The organism is Abiotrophia defectiva ATCC 49176, from assembly GCF_037041345.1.
Classification (GTDB): domain Bacteria; phylum Bacillota; class Bacilli; order Lactobacillales; family Aerococcaceae; genus Abiotrophia.
In genome coordinates this window covers 437501-452818 of record NZ_CP146287.1, presented here as the reverse complement: position 1 = coordinate 452818, position 15318 = coordinate 437501, and the positions used below count along the sequence as shown (strand labels likewise).

Annotated in this window: 13 protein-coding genes and 2 rRNA genes (1 of these 15 running past the window's edge); 1 reads left to right on the top strand and 14 read right to left on the bottom strand. The window is 49.0% G+C overall.

All coding sequences use genetic code 11. From position 1 onward, the window contains the following. Positions 1-21: 21 nt before the first annotated feature. From V7R82_RS02165 to V7R82_RS02125, 9 genes are all read right to left on the bottom strand, one after another. Positions 22-450 carry an RbsD/FucU family protein gene (locus V7R82_RS02165; protein WP_023391019.1) on the bottom strand — a complete coding sequence of 143 codons (429 nt, stop codon included), beginning with the start codon at positions 448-450 and terminating at the stop codon, positions 22-24. After that, entirely contained in the window at positions 451-1941 is a 1491-nt protein-coding gene (locus V7R82_RS02160; RefSeq protein ID WP_338543134.1) for a rhamnulokinase family protein, read from the bottom strand. A gap of 34 nt (positions 1942-1975) precedes the next feature. Continuing rightward, the gene (locus tag V7R82_RS02155) at positions 1976-3037 is read right to left on the bottom strand and encodes an ABC transporter substrate-binding protein (protein ID WP_291431950.1); all 1062 of its coding nucleotides are present in this window, start codon (positions 3035-3037) and stop codon (positions 1976-1978) included. 96 nt (positions 3038-3133) lie between these two features. Beyond that, a complete protein-coding gene (locus V7R82_RS02150; protein ID WP_070756093.1) occupies positions 3134-4117 on the bottom strand; it encodes an ABC transporter permease in 984 nt (327 codons plus the stop codon). A 24-nt stretch (positions 4118-4141) separates the two neighbouring features. After that, positions 4142-5638: a sugar ABC transporter ATP-binding protein gene (locus V7R82_RS02145; protein ID WP_311466519.1), complete on the bottom strand. Its 1497-nt coding sequence runs from the start codon at positions 5636-5638 to the stop codon at positions 4142-4144. Beyond that, the gene (locus V7R82_RS02140; protein WP_291427561.1) at positions 5635-6012 is read right to left on the bottom strand and encodes a PTS lactose/cellobiose transporter subunit IIA; all 378 of its coding nucleotides are present in this window, start codon (positions 6010-6012) and stop codon (positions 5635-5637) included. Before V7R82_RS02140 ends, V7R82_RS02145 begins: the two co-directional genes overlap by 4 nt. Further along, entirely contained in the window at positions 6005-6313 is a 309-nt protein-coding gene (locus V7R82_RS02135; RefSeq protein WP_023391013.1) for a PTS sugar transporter subunit IIB, read from the bottom strand. The genes V7R82_RS02140 and V7R82_RS02135 overlap by 8 nt, the downstream gene beginning before the upstream one ends. Positions 6314-6391: 78 nt before the next feature. Beyond that, complete coding sequence (locus V7R82_RS02130; RefSeq protein ID WP_338543132.1) at positions 6392-8158, bottom strand: L-fucose isomerase; 1767 nt, start codon at positions 8156-8158, stop codon at positions 6392-6394. 2 nt (positions 8159-8160) lie between these two features. Then, positions 8161-8889 (bottom strand): class II aldolase/adducin family protein, encoded by a 729-nt coding sequence (locus V7R82_RS02125; RefSeq protein WP_023391011.1) that lies wholly within the window; start codon positions 8887-8889, stop codon positions 8161-8163. Between the two features lie 142 nt (positions 8890-9031). Here V7R82_RS02125 and V7R82_RS02120 point away from each other — a divergent pair, with 142 nt between their 5' ends. Beyond that, positions 9032-9790 carry a DeoR/GlpR family DNA-binding transcription regulator gene (locus V7R82_RS02120; RefSeq protein ID WP_070756097.1) on the top strand — a complete coding sequence of 253 codons (759 nt, stop codon included), beginning with the start codon at positions 9032-9034 and terminating at the stop codon, positions 9788-9790. A gap of 223 nt (positions 9791-10013) precedes the next feature. On the opposite strand, the gene V7R82_RS02115 is transcribed toward V7R82_RS02120, so the two are convergent. The 5 genes from V7R82_RS02115 to V7R82_RS02095 all read right to left on the bottom strand — a co-directional run. Continuing rightward, complete coding sequence (locus V7R82_RS02115; RefSeq protein WP_338543131.1) at positions 10014-11393, bottom strand: HAMP domain-containing sensor histidine kinase; 1380 nt, start codon at positions 11391-11393, stop codon at positions 10014-10016. Beyond that, entirely contained in the window at positions 11359-12048 is a 690-nt protein-coding gene (locus tag V7R82_RS02110; RefSeq protein WP_338543130.1) for a response regulator transcription factor, read from the bottom strand. The genes V7R82_RS02115 and V7R82_RS02110 overlap by 35 nt, the downstream gene beginning before the upstream one ends. A gap of 215 nt (positions 12049-12263) precedes the next feature. Further along, complete coding sequence (locus V7R82_RS02105; RefSeq protein WP_338543129.1) at positions 12264-13391, bottom strand: PepSY domain-containing protein; 1128 nt, start codon at positions 13389-13391, stop codon at positions 12264-12266. A 181-nt stretch (positions 13392-13572) separates the two neighbouring features. Next, positions 13573-13688 (bottom strand): 5S ribosomal RNA (gene rrf / locus V7R82_RS02100). A gap of 70 nt (positions 13689-13758) precedes the next feature. Beyond that, a 23S ribosomal RNA gene (locus V7R82_RS02095) occupies positions 13759-15318 on the bottom strand; it runs 1329 nt beyond the window's last position.

Sequence of the window (15318 nt, the reverse complement as noted above, 5' to 3'; positions counted from 1 at the left end):
CCTATTGCAATTTTAACGTGGCTAGAGCACGCCTTTTTTCAAAATGATATTGCCGTATAGGGCGGTCTCCCCGCTTTGGATTACGAGATAAGCATCTTTGGCTTGTTCATAGAAGGCAAACCGCTCAATTTCTTTGATTTGATAGCCTTGGTCTTGAGTCTGACGGTCTAGGATGGCCTTGTATTCCTCCCAAATGACCGGAACCGTTGGGTCCCCTGGCACCACCTGCATTAGACCTGCTTGGTAATCACTGTAAGGATCCAAAGGCAGGAGGGTCAGAATGGCGTCCAAAAGCTCTGGAACCCCATGACCATCCGCGCGAATGACGCGTTGGCCCAAGCGATGAGCCGGGAAGTTGGCGTCCGCAATGACTAATTCGTCCCCATGACCCATTTCCATCAAATATTTGACTAAGTCTGGACTCAAAATGGCTGGTATATGTTTAAGCATTTATTGACCACCTTTCGTCAATTCCAGGTAGCGAGCATAGATTTGGTCACGATTAGGCAAGTCCGCTACCTCATAATCATGTGTTGTTTCACTGTTTTTAATTAAGGCTTGGGCCTCATGTCGGGTCTTAATCTCACCCAAGGTCAAGAGTTGAGCTAAGATATTGCCCAAGGCACTGCCCTCAATTGGCCCCGTCCGGACAGGACGCCCGGAAAAGTTAGCCGTTAACTGGCAGAGCAAGCGATTTTGAATGCCGCCGCCCACCATATGAATGGCGTCGATGCTTTGGCCAGTCAGTTGCTCCAACTGATCCAAGGTCTGCCGATAAGCAAGGGCCAAACTTTCTAATACTACTCTGACCACATGTCCCTTGGTTTGAGGAACCGCTTGGTTGGTCAGACGACAACGTTCCTTAATCTTAGCTTCCATATCATGAGGCGAAGCAAAAATCGCATCATTTGGATTAATCCAAGTTTGGTTATCGGTCACTGCTTGAGCTAATTCGGCCATCTGGGCGAAGGAAAGCTCCTCACCCTGCAAGCGCCAGTCACGTTGGAGTTCTTGCAGAATCCACAGGCCGGTAGTGTTCTTAAGCAGACGATAACGACCGTCGAAGCAACCTTCATTGGTTAGGCCGGCCGCATAAGCAGCTTCACTCAAGATCGGTTGATCCGACTCCAAGCCTACCAAGGACCAGGTCCCGCAGGAGATAAAGGCTGTTGGTTGGTCGCTGGCATAAGGAATAGCCAGAACAGCCGCCGCTGTGTCATGGCCCGCACCTGCAATCACGTCAAAAGGCTCAATCTTGAGCTCTTGGGTAATGCGTGGCGACAGTTGGCGCAAGATGCGCCCGCCTTTGGTCACTTGCCCGAACCAGTCTTTTGGAATCCCCAAGCTGTCTAAGACCTTGTCTTCGAAACTACCCGGATGACTGGATGATAACAAACCTGAGGTGCTAGCAATCGTATATTCGGTTGCCGCTACCCCACAGAGTAGATAGTTAATCAAATCCGGCATAAAGAGGACCTTTTGGGCGATCTGCTTGAGATGTGGTTTTTCCTGCAAGTCCGCATAAAGCTGTAGGACCGAGTTAATGGTCGCTGGCTGAACCCCCGTCAAGTCAAAGAGCTTTTCTGGCGCCATGGCTTGATAGAAGTCTGCTTCATAAGAACCCATGCGGTTATCACGATAGCAGTGTGGCAGGTAAATCATATCTCCCGCTTGATCCAAATAGGCATAGTCGACACCCCAGGTATCTACCGAAATAGAACGAATGGGAATATCATCGACTTGGGTCGCCTTCTTGATGCCGCGTTTGATTTCGTTTTGTAAGTGTAAAATATTCCAGTACAAGCCATCATTGAGGCTGACCGGTTCGTTAGCGAACCGGTGCACCTCAGTGAGTTGGAGGGTCTGTCCATCATAAATGGCTTGCATTACGCGACCTGAGCTAGCCCCCAGGTCAATGGCCAAAAGTTTCATACGCGTCATGGCATTCGCCTCCACTAGAGTTTACATGGTTTTCTTATTCATATAAGAGGGCTTTGATTTCATCAGAGTCGATGTTCTTAGCGTCATACCACTTGGACCCAGTATCCACGTCTTTTACTTCTTTACCTTGAGCTGCTTCAACCGCTAATTTCACTGCTTGGTAACCGATTTGAATTGGGTCTTGGGTAACAGAACCAACGAAGATACCCTTACGGATAGCATCTTGTTGGAGGGCACCAGAGTCAAAACCAACTGCTAAGATCTTGTCTGCTCCTAATTTAGATTCAGAGAAACCACCGTTAGCGTTGATGATGGCCTTAGCTGCAAATTCGTTAGAACCGTAGATCGCAATAGTGTCTTCTTTTTCTAAGACAGTAGAAGCTTCTGTCTTACCAGCCGCATCATCTACTTGAGCAGGCACGCGCACTTCAATAATGACTTTAGCATCTGCTTCCGCTACATTGTTCTTGAACTTATCGTGACCGACAACAGCCACTTTAACGCCCTTCTTCTCAAAGAGTTCGACCATCTTGTCGATGAAACCAGAAGTACGTTGAGTGATAGAGAGTGAGTTGGCTTCTTGAGAGATAACCCCAATACGAACTGGTTTGTCTTTGACCTTACCTTCTAACATTGGGAAGAGGTGTTCAGCTGCATTCCCACCTGCTGCGTGGTTGTCAGTTGAAGCAGTTGCCTTAATCGCCCCTTCTGGTGCCCCTGGAACCCCAGAGTCAAACCCAATGATTGGAATGTTTTTGCTGAGCGCCATGTTGATAGCATCTAATTCAGCTTCTGTATCCAAAGCTGCTAAAGCAATGGCTTTAGGGTTCTTGTTAATGGCGTTGTTCAATTGTTCCAATTGTTCTGCAATCGCTGTTTCGTTTTGTGGCCCAACGAAGTTGATCTTAGCACCTAATTCGCTAGCAGCTTTTTCAGCCCCTTTGTTAACAGCTTTCCAGAAGTCATGTTGGAAACCTTTGGCGATAACTTCTACGCGGGTTTCTTCAGCATGTGCTACGAAACCAGTGCTAGAAACGCCCCCTAAGGTTAATAAGGATGCAAAAGCTGCAATAGCAAGTTTAAATGACTTTTTCATAATAGGTTGCTCCTTTTTTTGTGTGTATTTTAGAGTGGTGACCCATGACCTCAATCCCTCATAAGGACTAGGCCATAGCCATCTGACCCCTTGATCCTATTTTTTCTTGTTTTGACGAATCAAGATATCGGAGTAGACTGCGATAATCACGACGAAACCAGTAATGAATAATTGGTAGTGTGGTTGTAAGTCGATGTATGGCAAACCAATCTTGAGGACTGACATAATGAAGACCCCAATAATGGTCCCAAGTACTGACCCGACCCCACCGGCCAAGGAAGTACCCCCGACCACGACACCGGCGATGGCATCAAGTTCCATCCCGTTCCCGGTACCTGGTAAGATAGTAGAATAAGTCGCTGCATAGGCAATCCCTGCTAGACCTGCGAAGAGACCACTGATGACATAAGCCATGGCTTCCCATTTAATGACGTTAACCCCAGATAAGCGGGTTGCTTCCTTGTTAGACCCGATGGCGAAGATATAACGCCCAATCTTAGTCTTATTAAGGACAATGGCTGCGATGATGGCGATGATAATGAGGACAATCAAACCAGTTGGGAAGTTTTCCTTGGTCCGGAACAAGTCCTTGTACCAGCCTTCGCCTGTACCCCGTAATGGGAAGGTCACACTCTGAACGTTGGAGACGATGGAAGAAAGCCCCCGTGAAATCATCATGGTACCTAAGGTCGCAATAAATGGTGGCAAACCGAATTTGGCAATCAGAATCCCGTTAAATAAACCGAATACACCCCCTATCACTAAGATTGCCAAAAGTGAAAGCCAGAGTGGCCAGCCTAGTTTGGTATGAAGGACCCCACCAATAATGGCCGAGCACATCATCACCGTCCCAATTGATAAGTCAATCCCTGAGGTAATGATAACGAAGGTTACCCCAATGGCTAGGAACCCAATGTAGTAAGATGCATCTAAGATGCTGACCGCTGTATCAAAAGAGCGGAAGGATTCGCTGGAAATTGCGAAGAAGCCAAAGATGACAATCAGGGCAATCAGCGCAATCAGCTTTTGTAAGCCAACTGTTTTTTCTAATTTCATCCATAAGGACTGTTGATCTTTCATGCTTATACACCTCTATCTGCTAGTCTAGCGGTCAGTCGCCAAGGCCAGAATCCGTTCTTGGGTTGCCTGGCTGATGTCGAGCTCACCGGTTTTTCTGCCTTCACACATGACAACAATTCGGTCACTCATCCGCAAAACTTCGGTTAATTCTGAAGAAATCATAATGATGGATTTGCCTTGGGCAACCAAATCATTCATGAGACGGTAGATTTCACTCTTAGCCCCGACGTCAATCCCACGGGTTGGTTCGTCGAAGATTAGGATGTCACTGTTCTGTTCCAACCACTTAGCGATGACGACTTTTTGTTGGTTCCCCCCGGATAGGTTGCGAACCAGCTGCTTGGAGGATGGGGTCTTGGTCTTAAGGGAAGCGACGAAGCGGTCGCTGGCTTTGACGATTTCCCCATCGTTGATTAAGCCTGAGTGAATGTAGGCATCTAGGTTAGTCATGACCGTATTATTGGCAATGGTCATATCCACGATACAGCCATAACGCTTGCGGTCTTCTGACAGATAGCCAATCCCATTAGCGATGGCATCTTGTGGTGACTTGATGGTTACTTCCTTGCCCTTGATGCGAATGGTACCGCTGTCTTTTTGGTCTGCACCAAAGAGCAACCGCGCTACTTCGGTACGCCCTGCCCCCATGAGGCCAGAGAAGCCGAGGATTTCACCCTTGTGTAACTTGAAGCTGACGTCTTTGACACTGGAGCCAGCATTGAGATGTTCTACTTCGAGCACCACTGGCGCATCCGGTGCCACCGTTGAGGCAGCCTTTGGATCTTCGTAAATAGTCCGACCGACCATCATGGCGATGATTTCATCCTTGGTCGTGTCTTTGGTATTAACGGTCCCGACATATTCCCCGTCCCGCATGACGGTTACGCGGTCGGTAATCCGAGCGATTTCGTCCATCCGGTGGGAAATATAGATAATGCCGACGCCTTTGGCCCGCAAATCATCAATAATGACGAAGAGCTCATTGATTTCAGATTCTGTCAAGGCAGCTGTTGGTTCGTCGAAGACAATGACCTTGGCTTCCATGGATAGGGCCTTAGCAATTTCGACCATTTGCTGCTTACCGACGGTCAGGTTACCGACTTTCTCTGAGGGGTTAATGTCTAGCTTCAAGAGGTCAAAGAGTTCCTTGGCCTTCTTAATGCTAGCACCGTCGTCCAAGAATAAGTGATTCTTAACAGTTTCTCGTCCGATGAAGATATTTTGGGCCACGCTCAGGTGGTTCATCATATTCAATTCTTGGTGGACGATAACAATTCCGGCATCCATGGCATCAATAGGACGAGTGAAGGCAACCTCCTTACCTTGGTAGAGGATGGTGCCTTCGTTGGCACCGTAAATTCCGGTCAAAACCTTCATGAGGGTGGACTTACCAGCCCCATTTTCACCCATTAAGGCATGCACTTCGCCGGCCCGCAAGTCGAAATCGACGCCCTTGAGCGCCTTGACAGGGCCAAAGCTCTTGACGATGCCTTTCATTTCTAATATGACTGGATGACTCATGCAATTTCACCTACTTTTTGTTCCAATTTTTCTAACTTTTCTTCTAGGGTCTTGATGGTCTGAGCTTGACCAATCAGGATATCGGCGACTTGCACCAATAAATGGCTGTTCATAAAGTGATCCTGAGCATGAACGGCTAAGAGGCTGACAGGCGCTGCTTGGCCTTGAAGCTCTGCTTGAATCAGACCCGTCTGAAGATTATGCGCCTCTATATTGAGGGCTTGGGCTTGAATCAACAAGTCTTGACTAGTTGCTGCATCTCCCTCTTGGGCGGCCTGAATGGCGGCCAAGACTTGACCGGTGGCCTTAGAGGATTTGAGAATCAGCTGCATCAAGGCTTGACTTGGGCTTGTTGCTTGGACTTGCTCACTCATGGCTGACGCCCATCAAGGTTTCGGCCTGACGGAGCACCGCTTCCCCTTGCATTAATTCGAAGTCTGAATCTGAAATGACCCCTACTGGGACAGATAGATTAGCCTTAGCCTTTTCTTCTAAATAGGCTAATTGTGGGCTGAGGAGTAAGACATCAATATTCTTGAGGTTGTTAATCCCGGTAATCCCAACTGAATAGAAAGAGTAGTCCAGTTGATCCTTGTGGATGGTTTCGTTGATGCGTTCAACCAACATAGAAGTGGTCAGCCCACCCACGCAGGCTAAGATAATCGTTTTGGTCATGGTGACCCTCCTTTTCTTAAAGCAGCGCCCTGGGGGCTAGCTTGCTGAAACCCAGCCCCGCTGACGCCAAGTGCTTAACTACTTATGAATTGGGCCTAAAGTTTGGCAAGCACGATAGTCCGCTGCTTCCAAATCTTCTGTACCGAAGAGACTCCAGTTCTTAGGACGGAAGATATCTTCTTCTGCTACGTTATGCATGTTGACTGGAATCCGTAACATGGATGCCAAGGTGATCAGGTCTGCCCCAATGTGGCCGTAAGAGATCGCCCCGTGGTTAGCCCCCCAGTTATTCATGACATCATAGACAGAAGTGAAGGCACCCTTGCCGGTCAAGCGTGGTGCGAACCAAGTGGTTGGCCAGCCTGGATCGGTCCGGTTATCTAAGGTGTGGTGTACTTGGTCTGGCAATTCTAAGGTGTAACCTTCCGCAATTTGCAAGACTGGCCCTACGCCCTTGAGGAGGTTGAGGCGAACCATGGTCACTGGCATGCCACCCTTAGTCAAGAAGCGAGTTGAGAAGCCACCGCCACGGAAGTATTCGCGGTTAGCTGGTGGGAAGTCTGTATTCGCCAACATGGCATCAACTTCGCTTTGTTCCAATTCCCAGAATGGCTTCATCACGGCTTGACCATCACGACTAGCTTGGCCGGTACCATCGAGAGTACATGAGCCAGAGTTAATCAAATGAAGGAAACCATTCGCTGCATGACCTTCTAACTTATGACCGGTTACCCGTTCTACTGCTTCAGGACTCCAGTAAGTCCGTACGTCAGCGAAGATTTGTGGCGTATTGGTCAAGAGATAGTTGAAGAGCATGGACACGCCGTTGAGGGCATCATTTTCAGTGGCGAAGATATAAGGCTTACGGATACCGTTCCAGTCAAATTGCGTGTTAAGGAAGGTTTCCATGAAGTCCCCGTTAGGGAAGTGGTCAGTCCATTGACGTTGACCTTGGAAACCAGCCACTAGGGCGTGGTGACCTACCGCTTCTTCTTCAAAGCCCAGTTCTGCTAAGCGAGGGTTACCTTGCATGAGGTCGCGACCAATCATGAACATCTTAACAACGAATTCCCATTGTTTTGCTTTTTCTTCTGGTGAAAGAACTAAGTCTTCGCGGTTGCGGTCTTGGCCTTCTTTGATGTGGGCCTTCACCCAAGTCATGGCACGTTCAAATTCTTCTGGATCATAGATGCCGCGGTCAATCCGACGGGTGAATTCAGTCATGTCGACCGATTCATTGCGCATACCCAAGTATTCTTGGAAGAAGTCTGGGTCGACGATAGACCCGCCAATCCCCATGGAGACACTCCCCATTGACAGATAAGCCGTGTCACGCATATGGCCGGTTGCTAAAGCAGCCCGCGCATAACGGAGAATCTTTTCCTTAACGTCAGCAGGAATTTCAGTATCATCGGCTTCTTGTACGTCGTGACCGTAAATACCGAAGGCTGGGATCCCCTTTTGCGCATGAGAAGCTAAAACAGCGGCCAAGTAAACAGCCCCTGGACGTTCCGTCCCGTTGAAGCCCCAGATGGCATGTGGAATATCTGGCGACATGTCCATGGTCTCACTCCCGTAGCACCAGCAAGGGGTCACGGTAAGAGTTGCACAAACATTGGATTTCTTGAAGAGTTCGTGAGAAGCGGCTGCTTCTGGCACCCGTCCAATGGTTGAAGGTGAGATAACACATTCAACCGGTTGGCCGTCCGGATATTTGAGCGTGCTGCTGATTAAATCAGCCACACTCTTGGCCATGTTCATGGTTTGGACTTCGAGGGATTCCCGTACACCTTGGCGACGACCGTCAATTGTAGGGCGAATCCCAATACGTGGATGTTGACTCATGATTATTCCTCCAATTCTCTAACTGTTCCATCCGCATTGTATTTCTTATAGCCCGGATGGCGGCCGGTTACCTTATAGTTGGCCCGCATAGCGAAGAGTCGCTCTAGGGTTGGACGGGCGATTTCGTCTTCTTCAATCCCCTTGGTTGAGATCAAGAGACGTGCATGGAAGGTAGACTTAGCAACCAGTTCTAGTGTTTCCATACGGTAGTAAGCAGTGATGACGTCACTCCCTACTGTTAAAGCCCCATGGTTTTCTAAGAGCATGACATCATGTTCTGGTAGGTATGGGGTGATGGCATCTGGCACTTCCATGGTCGATGGCACCCCGAATGGTGTGATTGGAATAGAGCCGATGACAATGGCTGATTCGATCAGTGAGTAGCTATCTAGCGGAATGTGAGCCAAGGCAAAAGCCGTGGCAATTGGTGGATGGGCATGCACGACTGCTTTGACGTCGTCACGCTCTTGGTAGCAACGAATGTGCATCTTAATCTCACTGGATGGACGGTAGCCTTCATTGGCTTCCAAAATCTCACCTTGCAAATTAAGCTTGACTAGCTTCTCTGGTGTAATAAAGCTCTTACTCATGCCAGTTGGGGTTGCGATAATCGTGTCGTCAGATAAGCGAACTGAGACATTCCCGTCGTTGGCGGCTACCCAACCTAGTTGCCACATTTTGTGGCACACGTCACAAATTTGGTCTCTGACCAAACGTTCTTCTTGATTCATACAATCATCCCTTTCTTTAAGATAATGATACCTCGTTGTAAAATCGCTTACAATAGATGAAAGCGCTATTGGTAAATGGTCAAAAATAATGCTATAATATAGTCAGAAGTGTTCAAATTTGTTCATCAAGGAGGGATACTGGATGGTTTCTTTTGAACGGATGAGCCGTATTATGGATATTCTCGGCAAAAAGAAAGTCATCTCCACCACGCAACTTGAGTCACTCGTCTACTGCTCCACTTCTACTCTCAGACGCGACTTGATTGCGCTCGAGCGCGACGGCAAGATTCTCCGCAGTCACGGGGAAGTTCGCCTAGCCAACAGCAACAACATTGAGTACACCTATTCTGCGCGTGCTCATGAGGAACAAAGAAGTAAGGAAATTATCGCCGATATTGCCTCTACCTTTATCACCGATAATCTCTCCATCTTCATCGACAGCTCTACCACTGCTGCCAGTCTCATCCCCTATCTATCCCCCCACCAGAATCTGCGCGTCATTACTAATGGGATTGAGGCGGCGCGCCTACTCAACAACTTCGAAAATGTCACCCTCTTCCTATCAGGTGGCCATATCGACTTTGGTACCAACTCCGCCTTGGGTGACTTTGCCACCCAGTTCATCAATAACTTTCATGCCGACCTGGCCTTCTTCTCCTGCCGCGGGCTTGATCGCTATGCTGCCTACGAGGCCAACCACAATCAGGCCATGATTAAACAGCAGATGATTGCTAATGCCGACAAGGCCATCTTGCTGGCTGACCACTCCAAGTTCAATACTAGCCACTATTTCAAGCTCAGTAACTACTCTGCTTTGGATTACATTGTGACCGACCAGCCCCCTATTGAGTCCTTCCAGGACACAGTTGGCCCCCACTGCGAAATCCTCTGGGGCTCCTAAAAAGTCAAAAAAGCGCGTCTCTATGGCGCGCTTTTTATCTTAGAAATAATTATTAAACTTAATTTGTCTTTTCCTCATATTGAAAAGTCACTTTTCTCCACTTACTTATAAGTTAAAAGCGTCGACTTTCAAATTCAGACGACCACAAGGTAAGCCAGCTGCTGAGCATGACACCAAGCAAAAAAGAGGCTAGATAGTCTAGCCTCTCTGGTCTTTGATTTACTTAGTTTGTGACTTTTACGGACGGAAATGTCACCTCAAAACGAGCGCCTGTCCCCAGCTGACTCTTAAGGCTTAGCTGGGCTCCATGCTGGTCGGCAATGGCTTTGACCAAGGATAGGCCGAGACCGGCGCCACTTGAGGCCGACTTAGTACGGGCACGATCCACCTGATAGAATCGTTGCCAAATGTGCGCCTGTTCTGCCTCTGCAATGCCTGGGCCATCGTCTGTAATCGACAGGATTACCCCATCTACCTGATTAGCCGTCAAGCTAAGCGTGACCTGACTTTGGGCGAACTTGAGGGCGTTGCTGAGCAGATTATCCACCAGGCGGCCTAAGAGGACTTCATCAGCCTCAACCTGCAAGTTAGGCGCAAGGTCATAGGCAAGCTCTTTGCCTGCTGCTTGAGCTAAGGTCTGGTCATCTTCCTGACGCTTAGCCAAGAATTCGCTAAGATTAAGTGGCTCCAAAGCTAAGCTGTCCTGGCCTTCTAACTTGGACAATTCTAAAATTTGGTTAATTAAAGCTTTCATACGGAGCGCCTGGCGTTGGATGGTAGCGTGCGATTCCTGAGCTTCGGCCAATGAATCCGCATAGTGCAGGCCATACTCACTCTCTGATAGAATGACCGTGACGGGTGTCCGTAAATCATGGGAGACATCATGGCTGAACTGCTTCTCACGCTGGAAGGAAGTTTCCACCGTCTCTAGCATGCCATTCATGGTCTGGGCCAAGAAGTATAGTTCATCTTGGGGCCCTTTTAGAGGAATTCTTTGGGACAAATCCCCACTGGTCTGAATAGCAAGAGCTGTTTGATCCAATATCTTGATAGGTTTTAGGGCCTGCTTCAAGACCCAGTAGCCACCCAGAACCATTAGCACCAGTAATACTGGGCCGGCAATGGCCAAGACTCTGAGCAGATTGTTGAGCTCCCGGCTAGAAGCGCTGAGGGCAATGACCCCCCGCACCCATCCCTGGCCATTTTCTAGAGGCAGGTCATAGTAGAGAAAGGACTGATCTCCCTCCTGGTAGCTAGACACTGTGCCCCCATTCTGGGGCAAGTCCCACTTGAAGAAACCGGGCAAGTGCTGGCGACTGACATTCTGCTGATTGTAATAGGCCAGGGTAACCCCTTGCTCGAAGGAATGACGATCCATATCAGGGTGACCATACTCCTGACCTTGTGGTGAGTCAGCGTGACGACTAGCCATTTGGACCACCTCAACTAAGCTTTCCTTGCGATCAGCATCCACAAAGCGGGCCGAAATCCATAAGGTAGCCCCAAACATGGCCAAGAGGATGATAATCATAAAGCCGGTATACCAAATGGTTACACGACTAGCAATGCTAGTTAGAAATTGCTTGAATCCTTGGAACCACATAGCCTAACCCCCGTTTGGTTTGAATCAGTGAGGGTTGCCCCTCGCTATCGAGTTTGCGCCGAATATTTTTGATGAGGACATCAATGGTGTTGGATTCTGCTTCTTGCTCATAATCCCAGACATGATGGCGAATCTGCTCCCGTGACAGAACTTGGTTCTGGTTGCGGACCAAGTACTCTAAGACCTCGTATTCTTTGGCCGTTAAATTGACGACCTGATCATCCTTGAGGACACGTTTCTGGGAAAGAATTAAACGAATAGACCCAATTTCCACCTGATCACTTAGGATATGACGTTGTGGCCGGCGCAGTAGAACCCGTAGGCGAGCTAGTAGCTCCCCAAATTCAAAGGGCTTGACCATATAATCATCTGCACCCAAATCCAAGCCCCGAATCTTATCAGTGACAGCATCCCGGGCTGTTAACAAGAGAACAGGCACTGGGTTTTCTTGCAATCTGATGCGCTCTAGAAATTCAAAACCGTCCATGTGAGGCATCATGATATCTAAAATAATGAGGTCATAGCTAGCTACCGCCAAAAAATCCAAGGCTTCTTGGCCATCAAAAGCTGCGTCCACACTATATTGTTGCTTCTTTAGCAACTTAGTCAGACTGGCATTCAAGTCACGTTCGTCTTCCACTAGCAGTAATTTCATATGATCACCTCTTCTCATCAAATTGCATTGTATCAATATTTCTACACAAAGGCAAATCAGGGCACCCAAAGGCACCCTGATGTGGGGGAATGGCAGGCTCTACAAGTGGCAGCTTGTCTGAGAATGCCACCTGCCCGCTCACTGGCTACCTATTGTGACACAACAGCAGCCAGCAAGTAAATAGTTGGTTAGCCACTTTAACTTAGTTAAGTCGACTAGCGTTTATTGGATTCAGCTGGTGCTCCTTGCCCTTGTGGGCCACCTTCTTGCTTATTAGGACCTTGACCAGGACCTGCTTGATTTTGGTTAGGCCCTTGATGCTGACCACGGTCGCCCTCTTGGCCTGGGCCTTGCGCTTGACCTACTTGATGGTCAGCTGGCCCATGATGCCCCGCTTCTTGGTCTTCAATTTCTGTCACCGCAGCCGTCTCGCCATCAACGCTCACTTGCTTGAAAGTTTGGTTGCTTTCCAAGGTGACAGTGTAAGTAGCCGCCTTATCTTGTTCATGACTTGGATCCAGTTCAATATCATAGACTTTAGCATCCGCATACTTAGCTAAGACAGCGTCTAAGGCAGCTTGCGCGCTGACACTTGGCGCCTTAAAGTCTGGTTTAGCCTCCTGACCTTGCGTCTGAGTACCCTCTTGGCCTGGTGCAGGTTTTTGGCCTTGATTTTGATTTGGCCCCTGACCTTGAGCGTTATCTGGGCCATGGTTTTGATTTGGTGCTTGACCTTGACCGGGAGCTTGACCCTGCCCCGGACCTTGCTCATGGCCAGGCCCATGGTTTTGATTTCCACCTTGGCCTTGGTTGGCACCCTGCTCGTGACCAGGGCCTTGGGCCTGATTAGTCTCTTCTTCTGTCACTTTACCTGACTGGGCATCTACAAAGACAAAACGAAAGTCCTTATCTGCCTTGACGACAACGGAATAGGCAGGTTGATCATCTTGGTCATACAAGCTAGCGCCTAAGACTTGGCCATTAGGCACTTGAGTCGCAGCCTTCTCCAACGCTTGCTTCATGGTGACATTAATTTGAACATTCTGAGCTGTCTGTCCTTCTTTCTTTTCCTGACCATGTCCATGTCCGTCAGGACCTTGCTCACGTCCTTGATGGTGACCACCAGGGCCGCGGTCATGGCCTTGGCAATGCTCGCCAGCTTGCTGCCTTGGCCCTTCTTGGCCTTGTGCTTTATCAGGAGCTACCTGATAGGTCTTCGACTGGGAGGCTTGATTGGACTGGCCCGCTTCACCTGCAAAGACGCTCAGCGTCGGTAGGGCTGCACTGGCTGCCAGGGATGCGGCTAGGGCACCGCTTAAGAGAATATGTTTAGATACTTTCATGTTATTGACTCCTTTAGCTTCTATAATTTTCAGGTAAGTAGGGGTTGCTTACCTGATAAACTTAGTCTAAGGGGCAAAAATGAATGAAAGATGAATGAATTATCGTTGAGGAAAAACTTTTTCCTACTATCTCTGCATAAGAAAAAGCGTCCCCTAAGGGACGCTTGAAAAAGTTCACCCAGCATGGCAACGACCTACTCTCACAGGACCAAAGGTCCAACTACCATCGGCGCTAAGAAGCTTAACTGCTGTGTTCGGAATGGGAACAGGTGTGTCCTTCTTGCCATTATCACCACACTTGGGTGTTGTCTTATTTGAGTGCTTGCACACTCAAAACTGAATAACCTCAAACCTAACCTCAAATCTTGTGGTTAAGACCTCGACCGATTAGTACTAGTCCGCTCCATGGATCACTCCACTTCCACTTCTAGCCTATCTACCTGATCGTCTCTCAGGGGTCTTACTTCTTTCGAATGGGAAATCTCATCTTGAAGCTGGCTTCACGCTTAGATGCTTTCAGCGCTTATCCATCCCGCACATAGCTACCCAGCGATGCCCTTGGCAGAACAACTGGTACACCAGCGGTGCGTCCATCCCGGTCCTCTCGTACTAAGGATAGCTCTTCTCAAATTTCCTACGCCCGCGACGGATAGGGACCGAACTGTCTCACGACGTTCTGAACCCAGCTCGCGTACCGCTTTAATGGGCGAACAGCCCAACCCTTGGGACCGACTTCAGCCCCAGGATGCGATGAGCCGACATCGAGGTGCCAAACCTCCCCGTCGATGTGAACTCTTGGGGGAGATAAGCCTGTTATCCCCAGGGTAGCTTTTATCCGTTGAGCGATGGCCCTTCCATACGGTACCACCGGATCACTAAGCCCGACTTTCGTCCCTGCTCGACTTGTAGGTCTCGCAGTCAAGCTCCCTTCTGCCTTTACACTCTACGAATGATTTCCAACCATTCTGAGGGAACCTTTGGGCGCCTCCGTTACTCTTTAGGAGGCGACCGCCCCAGTCAAACTGCCCACCTGACACTGTCTCCCGTGCTGTTACACGTGGGTTAGAGGGTCCGCATCACAAGGGTAGTATCCCACCAGCGCCTCCGTGTAGACTGGCGTCCACACTTCTTCAGCTCCTACCTATCCTGTACATGCCATACAAACACTCAATATCAAGCTACAGTAAAGCTCCATGGGGTCTTTCCGTCCTGTCGCGGGTAACCTGCATCTTCACAGGTACTATAATTTCACCGAGTCTCTCGTTGAGACAGTGCCCAGATCGTTACGCCTTTCGTGCGGGTCGGAACTTACCCGACAAGGAATTTCGCTACCTTAGGACCGTTATAGTTACGGCCGCCGTTTACTGGGGCTTCAATTCGTACCTTCGGATTGCTCCTAAGCACTCCTCTTAACCTTCCAGCACCGGGCAGGCGTCAGCCCCTATACGTCATCTTTCGATTTTGCAGAGACCTGTGTTTTTGATAAACAGTCGCCTGGGCCTATTCACTGCGGCTGACATCTCTGTCAGCACCCCTTCTCCCGAAGTTACGGGGTCATTTTGCCGAGTTCCTTAACGAGAGTTCTCTCGCTCACCTTAGTGTTCTCCACTTGACTACCTGTGTCGGTTTGCGGTACGGGTTGTTAACAACTCACTAGAAGCTTTTCTCGGCAGTTTGATTAGCCACCTTCGCTACTTAAATTTCGCTCCAGGTCACACGTCACAGTTATAGGTATAAGCATTTGACTCATACCACCACTTCGTGCTTCTACAGACACTTCCATCCGTCTGCGTGGCGTCGCCTCCTGCGTCCCTCCATCGCTCAAACATTGTTAACAAGTACAGGAATCTCTACCTGTTGTCCATCGCCTACGCCTATCGGCCTCGGCTTAGGTCCCGACTAACCCTGGGCGGACGAGCCTTCCCCA

Excerpts from the sequence above, each read along its gene's own strand:
- V7R82_RS02165 (WP_023391019.1), bottom strand. The coding sequence starts at position 450 with ATGCTTAAACATATACCAGCCATTTTGAGTCCAGACTTAGTCAAATAT.
- V7R82_RS02160 (WP_338543134.1), bottom strand. The coding sequence starts at position 1,941 with ATGACGCGTATGAAACTTTTGGCCATTGACCTGGGGGCTAGCTCAGGT.
- V7R82_RS02155 (WP_291431950.1), bottom strand. The coding sequence starts at position 3,037 with ATGAAAAAGTCATTTAAACTTGCTATTGCAGCTTTTGCATCCTTATTA.
- V7R82_RS02150 (WP_070756093.1), bottom strand. The coding sequence starts at position 4,117 with ATGAAAGATCAACAGTCCTTATGGATGAAATTAGAAAAAACAGTTGGC.
- V7R82_RS02145 (WP_311466519.1), bottom strand. The coding sequence starts at position 5,638 with ATGAGTCATCCAGTCATATTAGAAATGAAAGGCATCGTCAAGAGCTTT.
- V7R82_RS02140 (WP_291427561.1), bottom strand. The coding sequence starts at position 6,012 with ATGAGTGAGCAAGTCCAAGCAACAAGCCCAAGTCAAGCCTTGATGCAG.
- V7R82_RS02135 (WP_023391013.1), bottom strand. The coding sequence starts at position 6,313 with ATGACCAAAACGATTATCTTAGCCTGCGTGGGTGGGCTGACCACTTCT.
- V7R82_RS02130 (WP_338543132.1), bottom strand. The coding sequence starts at position 8,158 with ATGAGTCAACATCCACGTATTGGGATTCGCCCTACAATTGACGGTCGT.
- V7R82_RS02125 (WP_023391011.1), bottom strand. The coding sequence starts at position 8,889 with ATGAATCAAGAAGAACGTTTGGTCAGAGACCAAATTTGTGACGTGTGC.
- V7R82_RS02120 (WP_070756097.1), top strand. The coding sequence starts at position 9,032 with ATGGTTTCTTTTGAACGGATGAGCCGTATTATGGATATTCTCGGCAAA.
- V7R82_RS02115 (WP_338543131.1), bottom strand. The coding sequence starts at position 11,393 with ATGTGGTTCCAAGGATTCAAGCAATTTCTAACTAGCATTGCTAGTCGT.
- V7R82_RS02110 (WP_338543130.1), bottom strand. The coding sequence starts at position 12,048 with ATGAAATTACTGCTAGTGGAAGACGAACGTGACTTGAATGCCAGTCTG.
- V7R82_RS02105 (WP_338543129.1), bottom strand. The coding sequence starts at position 13,391 with ATGAAAGTATCTAAACATATTCTCTTAAGCGGTGCCCTAGCCGCATCC.